Origin of the sequence: Streptococcus pluranimalium (assembly GCF_002953735.1) — a bacterium.
In the GTDB taxonomy this organism is placed as follows: Bacteria; Bacillota; Bacilli; order Lactobacillales; family Streptococcaceae; genus Streptococcus; species Streptococcus pluranimalium.
Genome location: NZ_CP025536.1, coordinates 982,161 through 995,986, shown reverse-complemented (window position 1 = coordinate 995,986; position 13,826 = coordinate 982,161). Strand labels below are relative to the sequence as shown.

The following is a 13,826-nucleotide window of genomic DNA, read 5'->3' as shown; positions in this document are numbered from 1 at the left end:
CTCTCTTTTTGTTATAATAAGAGATATTTATCTAGCAAAGGAGATATAATGGCTCAACGTCGTTCTAGTAATAGAATACCCATTACCCGCTTATTACCCAAAAATCATTCAAGCCTGAATCGCGTCATATTCAGTCGGGGAGCTATCATTCTTTTAGCTATCCTCTTAGAAGTCCTGTTCATCGGTCTTGGTTTTCTGTGGTTCAAACGTTTACCCTTAAGAGTTGTCTATTTAGAGCATCTTATCGGTACTTTAGTTGTTATTTATCTTTTTAATAGCAAGATGGATGCTGTTTCTAAAAATACTTGGCTCATGTTAATGATGCTCTTTCCTATTTTTGGCTCTTTCTTTTTTCTCTATACTAAAACGGACTTTGGTGTTAGAGATTTAAAGCGTAAAGTGACCCAATATACCAATGAAGCAGGAAAGCACCTCAATCAAGATGCTGAATTGTTAGCGACTATCAAAGAAAACCACCCCCATACTTATCAATTAGTGACCTATCTCAATAAAAGTCCTGGTCATTTTCCAATCTACGCGGATAGCCGATTGACTTATTATGCTTGGGGTGATGACTTTTTCCCAGCTTTCAAGGAGGCTTTACTAAAAGCTAAATCCTATATTTTTCTAGAATATTTCATTATTGATGAAGGAGTCATGTGGGGTGAAATCTTAACTATTTTAGAACAAAAAGTTAAAGAAGGCGTGGACGTCCGAGTGCTTTATGATGGGATGGTGGAGTTGAGTACCCTTAGTTATGATTACACAGATCGGATGAAGAATTTAGGCATTGATGCCCGTGCTTTTGCTCCTATAAGACCATTTTTATCAACCTATTATAACTATCGTGATCACCGGAAAATCACTGTTATTGACGGACAAGTCGCCTTTACTGGTGGTGTTAACTTAGCGGATGAATACATCAATCAGATCGACCGTTTTGGTCGTTGGAAGGATAATGCTATCAAAATCGAAGGACAGGCCGTTCAAACCTTCAAAGCGCTCTTTTTAACCATGTGGTCAACAACGAATGATGAAGACGAATTTGGCAACTTCATGTTGGACTATCCTCTAAGTGTTGAGGCATCTGGCTATGTTGCACCATACGGCAATTCTCCGATGAACTACCATCATATTGCTGAAAATGTCTATATCGATATCCTAAACAATGCCAAAGACTACGTTCATATCATGACACCTTATCTTGTGATTGATAGTGAAATGATACACGCCCTCACCTTTGCGGCAGAAAGAGGAGTAGAAGTGTCCATCATTATGCCCGGAATTCCCGATAAACCCTATGCCTTTATCTTGGCTGAGACCTATTTTAAAGAATTGATTGATGCTGGCGTCTCTATTTATCGTTATTCACCGGGTTTTGTCCATTCTAAAGTCTTTGTCAGCGATGGGATTAAAGCAACCGTAGGAACAGTTAATCTTGACTATAGAAGCCTATACCATCATTTTGAGTGCGGTGTTTACATGTACGGTTCAGAAGCAGTAGACGATGTCGAAGAAGATTTCCAAGAAACCTTAAAAAAATGTCAGCGCGTAACCTACCTCAGTTTAAAATCAAGACCCCCACTACGCAAAATCAGCGGTTATTTACTAAAAACAATTGCACCCCTCTTGTAATCTATCAAGAACCATGGTATGATTAAATCATGCGATGAGTCGATTGTGGTTTTAAACCACTATTGCGCTGGGAGGTCATTAAGGCAGGAAGCCGACCTTGGTAAGTTGTGTGAACCTTCTTACCTCACTTGAAAAAGTGCCCTGATCCTCTGTCTTTTGACAGGGGATTTTTTCGTATACCAAACATTGCAATTTAGCTAAAAAATAGTATAATGAAGACTAAGAAATTTTTAGAAAATTAGGACGATAGTTTTCTAAAAAGAAAAAGGAGTTTACTATGGGATATACAGTTGCAGTTGTCGGTGCCACAGGTGCTGTCGGAACACAAATGATCAAGATGTTAGAAGAATCAACTTTACCAATCGAAAAGGTTCGCTACCTCTCATCTAGTCGTTCAGCAGGCAAGGTGCTTCAATTTAAGGGACAAGATGTAACTGTAGAGTTAACGACTGAAGATTCTTTTGACGGTGTCGATATCGCCCTCTTTTCAGCAGGTGGGTCAACTTCTGCTAAATTTGCACCATACGCTGTTAAAGCAGGAGCAGTTGTTGTTGACAACACTTCTTACTTTAGACAGAATCCAGATGTTCCCTTGGTTGTTCCTGAAGTTAATGCACACGCTATGGAAAATCATAATGGTATCATTGCCTGCCCTAACTGTTCAACCATTCAAATGATGGTAGCTCTAGAACCAGTTCGTCAAAAATGGGGCTTAGAGCGTATCATTGTTTCAACCTATCAAGCTGTATCAGGGGCGGGTCAATCAGCCATCAACGAAACTGACCATCAATTACGTCAAGTGCTTAATGATGGTCTTAACCCTAAAGATGTGACAGCAGAGATTCTTCCTTCTGGCGGTGATAAAAAGCACTACCCAATCGCTTTCAACGCTCTTCCACAAATCGACGTCTTTACCGATAATGATTACACTTATGAAGAGATGAAAATGACTAAGGAAACGAAAAAGATTATGGCAGATGATCGTATTGCAGTTTCTGCAACCTGCGTTCGTATTCCAGTTTTATCTGCTCATTCTGAGTCAGTCTATATTGAAACTGCAAAAGTAGCCCCTATTTCTGAAGTCAAAGAAGCTATTGCTAATTTCCCAGGTGTTGTTTTAGAAGATGATGTCGCTAATCAAATTTACCCCCAAGCAGTCAATGCAGTTGGCAGTCGTGATACTTTTGTCGGTCGAATCCGTAAAGATCTAGACCAAGAAAATGGGATTCATATGTGGGTGGTTTCAGATAACCTTCTCAAAGGAGCTGCTTGGAATTCTGTCCAGATCGCTGAAACCCTTCATGATAAAGGCCTTGTTCGTGCAACTGATGACCTTAAATTTGAATTGAAATAAAAAAACGTTCTAACCATGACAAACTTTTAGGATTTATCAGTTTATCTCAGTCAGTTCAAAATCCTGAATAGCAAACTATTTTAATGGTGACTATTTTGGATTTCTATGTCAAAGAGAGGGAAAATATGTCTATTGAACAACTACGAAACGCTAAAGTAATTACTGCGATGGTCACACCATTCAAGCCTGATGGTTCTATTAACTATGGGGCACTCCCTAAGTTAGTTGAGCACTTATTAGAGCATCATACAGATGGTATCTTATTGGCTGGTACAACCGCTGAAAGCCCTACGCTAACCCATGAAGAGGAGTTGGAGTTGTTCGCAGCTGTGCAAAAAATTGTTAAAGGACGTGTACCATTGATTGCAGGTATCGGAACTAATGATACCCGAGATTCTGTTGAATTCGCAAAAGAAGTTGCTGAATTCGGTGGATTTGCAGCTGGATTAGCTATCGTTCCTTATTATAATAAACCAACACAAGAAGGTCTTTACCATCATTTTACAGCTATTGCAGATGCTAGTGATTTGCCAATCATCATCTACAATATTCCAGGCCGTGTTGTCGTAACACTTGAACCTGAGACCATGCTTCGTCTTGCTCAACACCCTAATATCATTGGCGTTAAAGAGTGTACAAGCTTAGAAAACATTGCCTATTTGGTTGAGCAATCTCCAGAAGATTTCTTGATTTACACAGGGGAGGATGGAGAAGCCTTCCATGCCTTAGCATTAGGAGCTGATGGTGTTATTTCAGTTGCATCTCATACAAATGGTGATGAAATGCACGAGATGTTGGAAGCTATTGACCAAAATGATATCAAAAAAGCAGCACAAATCCAACGTCGCTTTATTCCCAAAGTAAATGCTCTCTTTTCTGTGGCTAGTCCAGCACCAGTTAAAGCTGTTCTCAACCATCAAGGTTTTGAAGTGGGACCTTTGCGCCTACCTTTAGTTTCTTGCTCTGATGAAGAAGCCAAAGAGATTATCAGAGTTGTTCTTAGCGAAGGACCTTCTCAACCTGTCAAAGGTGTTTTAAGACCAACAAATTATTAATACTAAAAATGAGCTAGTTTACATCCAGCTCATTTTTGATTTCTTAGACAACACAAAAAAGACTCCGAAGAGCCTTTTTTTAGATTATAATATTAGTTTTTTGAAGCTTCTTGGAATTCAGGATTTTTCCATGCTTCATCAATGATAGCTTTAAGCTCATCTGCAGAAGCTTTCATTTTTTGTTGTTCAGCATCATTCAATGGAATGTTGATTGGGCGAACAATACCATGTGCACCAATAACTGCTGGTTGACCAATGAAGACATCTTCAACACCTGGGTATTGACCTTCTTGGAATACTGAAAGTGGAAGTACTGCATTTTCATCATCGAGGATAGCTTTTGTGATACGTGCAAGAGCTACAGCGATACCATAGAATGTCGCACCTTTTTTGTTGATGATTGAGTAAGCTGCATCACGAACACCTTCAAAGAGTTCAACAAGTTCAGCCTCGTCAACGTTACGAACATCTTTAAGGAAGTTTTCAAGGTTAACACCAGCTACGTTAGCGTGTGACCATACAGCAAATTCAGAGTCACCGTGCTCACCCATGATGTAGGCATGAACTGAACGAGCGTCAAGATCAAGTTTTTCAGCAAGTGCTTGACGGAAACGAGCTGAGTCAAGTGATGTCCCTGAACCGATAACGCGCTCTTTAGGGAATCCAGAGAATTTCCAAGTTGAGTAAGTCAAAACGTCAACTGGGTTAGCAGCAACAAGGAAAATACCATTGAAGCCTGATTCAACAACTTGAGTAACGATTGATTTGTTGATTGCAAGGTTTTTACCAACAAGGTCAAGGCGAGTTTCACCTGGTTTTTGTGGTGCACCTGCAGTAATAACTACAAGGTCAGCATCAGCACAGTCAGAATACTGAGCTGCGTAGATTTTTTTAGGTGATGTGAAAGCAAGAGCGTGGCTAAGGTCTTCGGCATCTCCGACAGCTTTATCGAACAATTGTGGAATTTCGATGATACCAAGTTCTTGAGCGATACCTTGGTTAACAAGTGAGAAAGCATAAGATGACCCTACGGCACCATCGCCGACAAGGATAACTTTTTTGTGTTGTTTAGTTGCAGTCATTATCTAAACATCTCCTTATTTTTTTTGGGGCGTTTCCCCATACAATTGTATTCTAACATTTTAAAAGCTTGATGTCACGTATTTCTAGATAAATCTAAGAAAATTAGTGAAAATCCATTCAAACAACCGATATGTTTTCTGAAAAAACTTGAAATTTAAAATTAACTGTCTCTTATAAGAATAAGTAAAGTGTCCATTGTTAGCAAAAATTATGGTATAATAGTAAAGATAAAGACTTAAAGAAAGAGATGAAAATGGAAGATAAAAATCTTGTTAGCGTCAATCTGACTAGCGAAATGAAAACTAGCTTTATTGACTATGCCATGAGTGTTATCGTGGCACGTGCACTTCCAGATGTTAGAGATGGATTAAAACCTGTTCATCGTCGTATTCTGTATGGAATGAACGAGTTAGGTGTAACTCCTGATAAACCACATAAGAAATCAGCTCGTATCACTGGTGATGTCATGGGTAAATATCACCCACACGGTGATAGCTCTATTTATGATGCTATGGTTCGTATGGCACAGTGGTGGTCATACCGTTACATGCTTGTCGATGGTCATGGTAACTTTGGTTCAATGGACGGTGACGGTGCCGCTGCTCAGCGTTATACTGAGGCTCGCATGAGTAAAATTGCTCTTGAAATGCTACGCGACATCAATAAAAATACCGTTGATTTTCAAGATAACTATGATGGCAGTGAGCGTGAACCTTTAGTATTACCAGCCCGATTCCCTAACCTCTTAGTTAATGGTGCAACAGGTATCGCTGTTGGTATGGCAACCAATATCCCTCCTCATAACTTGGGAGAAACCATTGATGCTGTTAAATTGGTTATGGACAATCCTGAAGTCACGACACGTGATTTGATGGAAGTTCTTCCTGGACCAGACTTCCCTACAGGAGCCATGGTCATGGGGAAATCTGGCATTCATCGTGCTTATGAAACAGGAAAAGGGTCTATTGTTCTTCGTTCTAAAACAGAGATTGAAGTGACCAAGACCGGACGTGAGCGTATTGTGGTTACTGAATTTCCATACATGGTCAATAAGACAAAGGTTCACGAACACATTGTCAAACTTGCACAAGAAAAACGTATCGAAGGTATCACTGCTGTCCGCGATGAATCTAGTCGTGAAGGAGTGCGATTTGTTATCGAAGTTAAACGTGATGCATCAGCCAATGTTATCTTAAACAACCTCTTCAAAATGACTAGCCTACAAACCAATTTTAGTTTTAACATGTTAGCCATTGAAAAAGGTGTTCCTAAGATCTTGACACTGCGTCAAATTTTGGATAACTACATTGCTCACCAAAAAGAAGTGATTGTCAGACGTACGGAATTTGATAAATCCAAAGCTGAAAGTCGCGCTCATATCTTAGAAGGCTTATTGATTGCTCTTGATCATTTGGATGAAGTTATTGCTATTATCCGTAACAGCCAAACCGACAGTGAAGCTCAAGCTGAATTGATGACTCGTTTTGACTTGAGTGAACGTCAAAGTCAAGCAATCTTAGACATGCGTCTTCGTCGTTTGACAGGTTTGGAACGTGATAAAATCCAGTCAGAATACGATGAACTCTTGAAGCTAATTGCTGACTTGGCTGATATTTTAGCGAAACCAGAACGTGTCATTACTATCATCAAGGAAGAATTAGACGAAGTTAAACGTAAGTTTAACGATGATCGCCGTACTGAATTAATGGTTGGTGAAGTCTTATCCTTAGAAGATGAAGACTTAATTGAAGAAGAAGATGTCCTTATTACCCTTTCAAACAAAGGGTACATCAAACGTCTTGCTCAAGACGAATTCCGTGCTCAAAAACGTGGGGGACGTGGGGTTCAAGGTACTGGCGTCAATGATGATGACTTTGTTAGCCAGTTGGTATCAACAAGTACTCATGATACACTCTTATTCTTTACGAACTTGGGTCGTGTATATAAACTAAAAGGGTATGAAATTCCAGAATATGGCCGTACAGCTAAGGGGCTACCAGTCGTCAACCTCTTGAAATTAGACGAAGGTGAATTCATTCAAACCATGATTAATGCCCGTAAGGAGGATATTAAAGATTATTATTTCTTCTTTACAACTTATGCAGGTGTGGTTAAACGTGTGCCAACGTCCGAATTTGATAACATTCGCCAAAATGGTCTCAAAGCTCTAACTCTCAAAGACAATGACCAATTGATCAATGTCTTAGTTACAACTGGTAATGATGACATTATTATCGGAACAACAGCTGGTTATTCTGTCCGTTTTAACGAATCTGTTGTTAGAAGTATGGGACGTGTCGCAGCTGGTGTTCGTGGAGTTAAACTGCGTGACGAAGACTATGTCGTTGGCGCTTCAACCATCACTGATGACCAAGAGGTCCTTGTTGTTACTGAAAAAGGTTATGGTAAACGAACACCTGCAGAAGAATATCCTACTAAAGGCCGTGGTGGTAAAGGGATTAAAACAGCTAATATCACCGATAAGAATGGTGCTTTAGCTGGACTTGTCACTGTATCAGGTGATGAAGATGTTATGCTGATTACTAACAAAGGTGTTGTCATCCGTACAAACGTTTCAAATATTTCTCAAACAGGTCGTTCAACAATGGGAGTTCGACTCATGCGTCTGGAAGAAGCATCAAAATTGGTAACATTTGCATTGGTTGAGGCTGAAACTGCTGATGAACCAGCAGAAGTTGTGGATACTGAGGACTAACATGGCTCAAAAAAAGAAAACTAAATTAGGTGGATTTTTAAGAAATCTGATTGTTGTTCTACTGATTGTTGTTGGGATTGCTTTAATCTTTAATAAATCGATTCGTAATAGTCTGATCGCTAGAAATACTAATAAATATCAAGTTGAGCATGTCAGTAAAGAAACGATTGAGAAAAATAAAAAAGCTAAAACAAGCTTTGATTTTGACGATGTTCAATCTATCAGTACAGAGTCTGTGCTAGCCGCACAGATGGATGCACAGCTTTTACCTGTTATCGGTGGTATAGCGATACCAGATGTCGGCATTAATCTTCCCATTTTTAAAGGCCTAGGTAATACGGAACTAACCTATGGTGCTGGAACCATGAAGGAAAATCAAGTCATGGGTGGGGAAAATAACTACGCATTAGCTAGTCACCACGTCTTTGGAATGACTGGTTCGTCTGAAATGCTGTTCTCACCACTTGATCGTGCTAAAAATGGTATGAAAATCTATCTGACAGACAAGGACAAGGTCTACACTTATAAAATCACTAATGTCCATGTTGTAGCACCTACAGAAGTGGCTGTCATCGATGATCATGCAGGTAAAAGTGAGTTAACACTAGTAACTTGTACAGATGCTGAAGCAACAGAACGTACGATTGTTAATGCTATCCTTGAGAAAGAAAGTCGTTACGATGAAGCTTCCAATGACATCCATAAAGCTTTCAATACGTCTTATAATCAAATCGTTCTCTAATAGAGTTAACAGTTCAAAGAACTTTGTTACGACAAGGTTCTTTTTTCGTATCATTTTTGGGGATGGGGAAAACTCCCTTTAACTAAAAAGAATTTATCGTCACTGTCTTGTTTTAAGGCTCAAACCTGAAACTGTCTACTGTTCTAGGTCTGGTGCCGAACGTAAAACACAAACGAAGTAGCCATTCATCGGCGCTTGCTTAGGACTGAAGTCCCTGAGAAGCTGTGCAAGGGAAAGGCTAAAAATGATAAATCGCCAAGCATTTCTCCCAACCACTGCATTAGGATGTTAAAACGAACTCTATATTGAAAGGTTGAATTTTTTGCCCAGCTTTGTCTTTTTGAAACTTTTCTTTAAGGTTGAGATGCTATAATAATATCATCAATCTCCTTGACTAACATTAATCTACGAAAATCGTCAAGGAGCGTATGGAGGAAAATATGTCTATCAAAAAACAAGTAACAACAGCAGGGATTCTTATGGCTTCACTATCATTTTCAAGTGTTGCTTTAGCAGAAAGTCAGGTGCAGTCTGTTATTGACGAAAGCTATGTGCAGCCAGATTATGTGCTAGGTTACTCTCTATCGGATTCCCAAAAGGAGGAAACGCTTCGTTTATTGAATTATCAAGAAGGCAAAGATACTGACTTAAAGACCTTAAACACAAGTAGTTACGCTAAAATCATGGATGTTGCAGATGATAGCAGTTTACAATTATACTCATCGGTTAAAATTAAAAAGTTAGGAGCTTCTAAAACGCTAAATGTTAGTATTGTAACACCTGAAAATATTACAAAGGTTACTGAAGACATGTATCGCAATGCTGCGGTTACCTTGGGTATTCAACATGCCGATATTGAAATTGCAGCACCGATTCCTGTAACTGGAGAATCAGCCTTGGCTGGTATTTACTATTCCTTAGAAGAAAATGGTGCCCAGGTATCTGATGAAAGTAAAGAGCTAGCCCAAGAAGAGCTCAATACTTTATCGGATATTAACCAAGAAAACCAAGGCAAAGAGGGGTACGATGCGGATAAGCTCAATGTCGCTCTGACTGATATCAAATCAGCAGTTGCGCAGGCAGGAAAAGGATTAACTAAGGATGATGTCCAAAAAATTGTCGAAGACACTTTGGAGAATTATAACCTAAAATCTAGCATCAGCGACAGTCAGATGAATTTAATCGTCAATTTTGCTCTTAATTTGTCAAATAGCGGAATTATTAGTAACAGCGACTTTGTTAATACCTTGAATGACTTAAAAGACAGTATTGTTTCTAAAGCAGACGGTAGTTTCAAAGGTATAGATGTTAATTTTGATGCCAATAAGGCCATTGAACAAGGAAAAGGTATTTGGCAACAAATTGTTGACTTCTTTAAAAGTTTAATTGGATAAACAGGAAAAATCAGGAAAAAGTTCATTAATTTCCTGATTTTTCTATTTTTTCTGAAAATGATATTGATTTCTATCTCCCAATGTCATATAATAACAACTATCACTTATCAGAATTATCTGATAATTATTAGAAGTGATTGCCTATGATAAAAAAGTTGATTGGAAAAGCGTTTTAAAGCTACGGTTCCATGTATATTGACAATACCGATCTTTGAGTATTTGAACTACACATTTGTTTACAACAAAGAGAAACGTCTGTCACATCGCCGTAACGCACGTTCTATCGTTGGTTTGACTTATCTTATAGGATTTGCAATATTCTTCTTAGCTAATACCCTTGGTTGGGTTGGTTAAGGTCACTTGATTTTAGAAAGGAAAATATTATGACTACGACAAAAGAACCTTTAGTTGCAGATTTAGCAAATCAATTATTTAATGCTTTAACTTTTAAAGACCCTTTAGAAATGGCTGATTTAGAAGGTAAAGTTACTGATTATGAAACAGCTTATCATGTTCAAGATGCCTTTGTTGCTCTTCGTCAAGAAGAAGTACAAGGTTATAAGGTTAGCTTGACCAGTGAGGAGACACAACGGATGTTTGATTCAGATGAGCCCTTCTATGGGCAAGAAACAGTGACGCAATTTGTCCAAGGACCTCTAACCTTGTCTCTATCAGATTTGTTGGAACCTTTGATTGAAATTGAATTAGTTTTCCGTGCTAAAGAAGATTTATCAGTTGATGATACACCAGAAGACCTTCTGGAGAAATTAACTATTGCCCCAGGAATTGAAGTGCCAGATGCACGCTTTAAGAACTGGTTCCCTAAACTCAACAAATATTTAGTGGTTTCAGATTGTGCCGTTGGTGGGCGCGTTGTCTATGGACAGGAACAGGATGTCAAAGGCAACTTCACTGTTGAAGATTTGGCTAATATCTCGGGCGTTTTAAGTAAAGATGGTCAAGAAATTGATAAGGGAACGTCAGCAGAAGTGCTAGGAAATCCTTTGAACTCTGTTACTTGGTTGGTTAAAAAATTAGCTAATCACGGTAAAACCTTCAAAAAAGGACAGCAAGTATCAAGTGGTACCTTCATCATTCCACCGCATTTGGAAAAAGGCTTATATCGTGTTGATTACGGTAGTGGCGTCGGTTCTCTAGAGTTAACTGTCACCGAATAATCCCTGAAAAGATCAGAATTATTCTGGTCTTTTTTGATGATTAAGTAGTTTTAATTGACTTTAGTTCTCAGGAGAACTATAATAGTTCTAAATTAGTTCTTACGAGAATTACTCAAATTTATCTATCAGAGGAAGTCAATTATGTTTCTAGCTTTAAATGAAATTAAACATGCTAAATTGAGATATGGTCTTATTTTAGGCTTGCTTTTTCTAATCGCTTATCTTATGTTTTTTCTAACTGGATTAGCTTTTGGTCTTATGCAAGATAATCGTTCTGCTGTCGATAAATGGCAGGCTGATACTATCCTTTTAAACAAGGAAGCCAATGATCTTCTGTCTGCTTCAACCATCTCAAAAGAGGATGCTGATAAAGTCAAAGCAGATAACTTAGCACCTTTAAGTCAAATGGCAAGTTCAGCCTGGACAAAAAATGATTCTACAGACGATGAAAAAGAAAAGGTTTCTTTATTTGGCCTTGAAAAGACAAGTTTTCTAGCACCTAACATCACGCAAGGTCGTCTATTCAAAAATGACAAGGAAGTGGTGATTGACCAATCGCTTGCTCAAGAAAATGATTTCAAGATAGGTCAGACACTTCAACTAGCTAGCACTGACAAGACCTTAAAGATTGTGGGTTACACCGACAATGCCATGTTCAGTGTAGCGCCTGTTTTATATATGAATCAAAGGGCTTTTAATCAAGTCAAATATGGAGAAAATAGCTCTAAATCACCAATTAATGCTCTCGTTGTAAAAGGTAAAGCAACTGATTATCCCAAGGATTTGAAATCTTTAAAAATAGCTGATTTCATTAAAAAGTTGCCTGGATATAATGCCCAAAACTTGACTTTTGGATTTATGATTGGATTCTTGATTATCATTGCTTCGGTTGTTATCGGTATTTTTATGTATGTTTTGACCATCCAAAAAGCTCCTATTTTTGGAGTTATGAAAGTTCAAGGGATTTCCAGTAGTTATATCGGTGGAGCAGTCATGTCTCAAACCTTTTTGTTGAGCCTTATTGGGACTAGTTTGGGGCTCTTAGGAACTTGGCTCAGCTCCCTTGCTTTACCTGCAGCAGTGCCGTTTCAGAGCAATTGGACACTCTATGGAGCTATTGGTTTAGCCTTGATTATTTTCGCACTTTTGGGAACATTATTCTCTGTCAGATCGGTTTCCAAAATTGATCCCCTTGTTGCCATTAGTTAGAAAGGAAAAACATGTCAGTATTAAGCTTAAAAGGAGTCACTAAGTCCTTCAAAGATGGCTCTAAAACGATCACAGCTCTAAAAGAAACGAACTTTCAAGTGGAAGCAGGAGAATTTGTAGCTATTATTGGACCATCTGGTTCAGGAAAGTCAACCTTTTTAACTATTTCTGGTGGTCTGCAAACACCAAGCAGTGGTGAGGTTCTTATCAATAACAATTCTTACTCAGGCTTATCTGAGAAAAAGCGTTCTAAACGACGTTTTCAAGATATTGGATTTATTTTACAAGCTTCAAATTTAGTACCCTTTTTGACTGTTAAACAACATTTGCAGCTAGTGGATAAAATCAATAAGTCCAGTCGTCCCGAAGTAGCGGAAGGGCTTTTAAATGATCTCAGTATTTCACATCTAGCGGATAAATTACCCGAAGAATTGTCAGGAGGCGAGCGCCAACGTGTGGCTATCGCACGCGCTTTATATAATGACCCTGTCCTAATCTTAGCTGATGAACCGACAGCTAGTTTGGATACGGAAAGAGCCTATGACGTCGTCAAACTTTTAGCCAAAGAAAGTAAAGAAAAAAACAAGGCCATCATCATGGTTACACACGACAAGCGGATGATTGCAGAGTGTGATAAGGTATATGAGATGCAGGATGGGGTTCTACGTGATGTCAGTCATTCACATTAAAAAGTGTTGCTTAAGGGCACTTTTTTTAGTAAACTATATGTAGTTTATAAACTACATAAGGGAGCAGATATGTTTTTAGGTCATCAATTAAAAGAAATACGACTTCAGAAAAACCTTTCGCAGGCTAAAGTTGCAGCATTATTAGGGATTTCACGGCCGTCATATACTAATTGGGAGCTTGGTAAAACAAGACCCAACCAAAAGCATCTACAACATTTAGCTGATATTTTAGAGGTTTCTCCTTCTTATTTTGAATCAGAACACGAGATTGTCGATATTTACTTACAGCTTAATACCGACAATAAGCAAAAAACTGTCGCATATAGCAAATCATTATTGCAACAACAGAACGTTATTCCGATTTCACAGGCTAAGCAGAAATTATATGCTTACAAGGTCTACGAGCGTTTATCAGCAGGTACTGGCTATACGTATTTTAATGACGGGAATTATGATGAAGTTTTTTACGAAGAACGCCTTGACCATGACTTTGCGTCCTGGGTTTTTGGTGATTCTATGGAGCCAACCTATTTAAATGGCGAGGTTGTTTTGATTAAACAGACTGGTTTTGACTACGATGGAGCTGTTTATGCAGTAGATTGGGATGGACAAACTTATGTTAAAAGGGTCTATCGTGAAGAAGAGGGACTACGCTTAGTATCTATCAACCGCAAATACGCTGATAAGTTTGCCCCCTATGAGGAAGAACCACGTATTGTCGGAAAAATTATTGGACACTTTATGCCAGTAGAAGCTCAGTAACTCATGAAA

At 38.7% G+C, this 13,826-nt stretch carries 12 protein-coding genes; 11 read left to right on the top strand and 1 reads right to left on the bottom strand.

Annotation, left to right across the window (positions count from 1 at the left end):
- Positions 1 to 48: 48 nt before the first annotated feature.
- From cls to dapA, 3 genes are all read left to right on the top strand, one after another.
- Positions 49 to 1,635 (top strand): cardiolipin synthase, encoded by a 1,587-nt coding sequence (gene cls, locus C0J00_RS05135; protein WP_104967856.1) that lies wholly within the window; start codon positions 49 to 51, stop codon positions 1,633 to 1,635.
- Between the two features lie 277 nt (positions 1,636 to 1,912).
- Entirely contained in the window at positions 1,913 to 2,989 is a 1,077-nt protein-coding gene (locus C0J00_RS05130) for an aspartate-semialdehyde dehydrogenase (protein ID WP_104967855.1), read from the top strand.
- A 125-nt stretch (positions 2,990 to 3,114) separates the two neighbouring features.
- The gene (gene dapA / locus C0J00_RS05125; RefSeq protein WP_104967854.1) at positions 3,115 to 4,044 is read left to right on the top strand and encodes a 4-hydroxy-tetrahydrodipicolinate synthase; all 930 of its coding nucleotides are present in this window, start codon (positions 3,115 to 3,117) and stop codon (positions 4,042 to 4,044) included.
- Positions 4,045 to 4,136: 92 nt separating this feature from the next.
- Here the strand turns inward: dapA and C0J00_RS05120 are convergent, their stop codons facing one another.
- Entirely contained in the window at positions 4,137 to 5,126 is a 990-nt protein-coding gene (locus C0J00_RS05120; protein WP_018379334.1) for an L-lactate dehydrogenase, read from the bottom strand.
- Between the two features lie 254 nt (positions 5,127 to 5,380).
- Here C0J00_RS05120 and gyrA point away from each other — a divergent pair, with 254 nt between their 5' ends.
- The 8 genes from gyrA to C0J00_RS05080 all read left to right on the top strand — a co-directional run bounded on the left by gyrA (position 5,381) and on the right by C0J00_RS05080 (position 13,817).
- Positions 5,381 to 7,843 (top strand): DNA gyrase subunit A, encoded by a 2,463-nt coding sequence (gene gyrA, locus C0J00_RS05115; RefSeq protein WP_104967853.1) that lies wholly within the window; start codon positions 5,381 to 5,383, stop codon positions 7,841 to 7,843.
- Between the two features lies 1 nt (position 7,844).
- Entirely contained in the window at positions 7,845 to 8,585 is a 741-nt protein-coding gene (locus tag C0J00_RS05110; RefSeq protein WP_104967852.1) for a class A sortase, read from the top strand.
- Positions 8,586 to 9,025: 440 nt separating this feature from the next.
- Positions 9,026 to 9,979 (top strand): DUF1002 domain-containing protein, encoded by a 954-nt coding sequence (locus C0J00_RS05105; RefSeq protein ID WP_104968843.1) that lies wholly within the window; start codon positions 9,026 to 9,028, stop codon positions 9,977 to 9,979.
- A 159-nt stretch (positions 9,980 to 10,138) separates the two neighbouring features.
- Positions 10,139 to 10,333: a hypothetical protein gene (locus tag C0J00_RS05100; protein WP_104967851.1), complete on the top strand. Its 195-nt coding sequence runs from the start codon at positions 10,139 to 10,141 to the stop codon at positions 10,331 to 10,333.
- 29 nt (positions 10,334 to 10,362) lie between these two features.
- On the top strand, positions 10,363 to 11,157 hold the full coding sequence (locus tag C0J00_RS05095; RefSeq protein ID WP_104967850.1) for a 2-keto-4-pentenoate hydratase: 795 nt from the start codon (positions 10,363 to 10,365) through the stop codon (positions 11,155 to 11,157).
- A gap of 141 nt (positions 11,158 to 11,298) precedes the next feature.
- Positions 11,299 to 12,366, top strand: coding sequence for an ABC transporter permease (locus tag C0J00_RS05090; protein ID WP_104967849.1), 1,068 nt, complete (start codon positions 11,299 to 11,301; stop codon positions 12,364 to 12,366).
- An 11-nt stretch (positions 12,367 to 12,377) separates the two neighbouring features.
- Positions 12,378 to 13,055 (top strand): ABC transporter ATP-binding protein, encoded by a 678-nt coding sequence (locus C0J00_RS05085; protein ID WP_104967848.1) that lies wholly within the window; start codon positions 12,378 to 12,380, stop codon positions 13,053 to 13,055.
- 69 nt (positions 13,056 to 13,124) lie between these two features.
- Complete coding sequence (locus tag C0J00_RS05080; protein ID WP_104967847.1) at positions 13,125 to 13,817, top strand: XRE family transcriptional regulator; 693 nt, start codon at positions 13,125 to 13,127, stop codon at positions 13,815 to 13,817.
- The last annotated feature ends 9 nt before the right edge of the window (positions 13,818 to 13,826 follow it).

Bases quoted from the DNA above. Each gene is read 5' to 3' on its own strand.
- cls (WP_104967856.1), top strand. From the start codon at position 49: ATGGCTCAACGTCGTTCTAGTAATAGAATACCCATTACCCGCTTATTA.
- C0J00_RS05130 (WP_104967855.1), top strand. From the start codon at position 1,913: ATGGGATATACAGTTGCAGTTGTCGGTGCCACAGGTGCTGTCGGAACA.
- dapA (WP_104967854.1), top strand. From the start codon at position 3,115: ATGTCTATTGAACAACTACGAAACGCTAAAGTAATTACTGCGATGGTC.
- C0J00_RS05120 (WP_018379334.1), bottom strand. From the start codon at position 5,126: ATGACTGCAACTAAACAACACAAAAAAGTTATCCTTGTCGGCGATGGT.
- gyrA (WP_104967853.1), top strand. From the start codon at position 5,381: ATGGAAGATAAAAATCTTGTTAGCGTCAATCTGACTAGCGAAATGAAA.
- C0J00_RS05110 (WP_104967852.1), top strand. From the start codon at position 7,845: ATGGCTCAAAAAAAGAAAACTAAATTAGGTGGATTTTTAAGAAATCTG.
- C0J00_RS05105 (WP_104968843.1), top strand. From the start codon at position 9,026: ATGTCTATCAAAAAACAAGTAACAACAGCAGGGATTCTTATGGCTTCA.
- C0J00_RS05095 (WP_104967850.1), top strand. From the start codon at position 10,363: ATGACTACGACAAAAGAACCTTTAGTTGCAGATTTAGCAAATCAATTA.
- C0J00_RS05090 (WP_104967849.1), top strand. From the start codon at position 11,299: ATGTTTCTAGCTTTAAATGAAATTAAACATGCTAAATTGAGATATGGT.
- C0J00_RS05085 (WP_104967848.1), top strand. From the start codon at position 12,378: ATGTCAGTATTAAGCTTAAAAGGAGTCACTAAGTCCTTCAAAGATGGC.
- C0J00_RS05080 (WP_104967847.1), top strand. From the start codon at position 13,125: ATGTTTTTAGGTCATCAATTAAAAGAAATACGACTTCAGAAAAACCTT.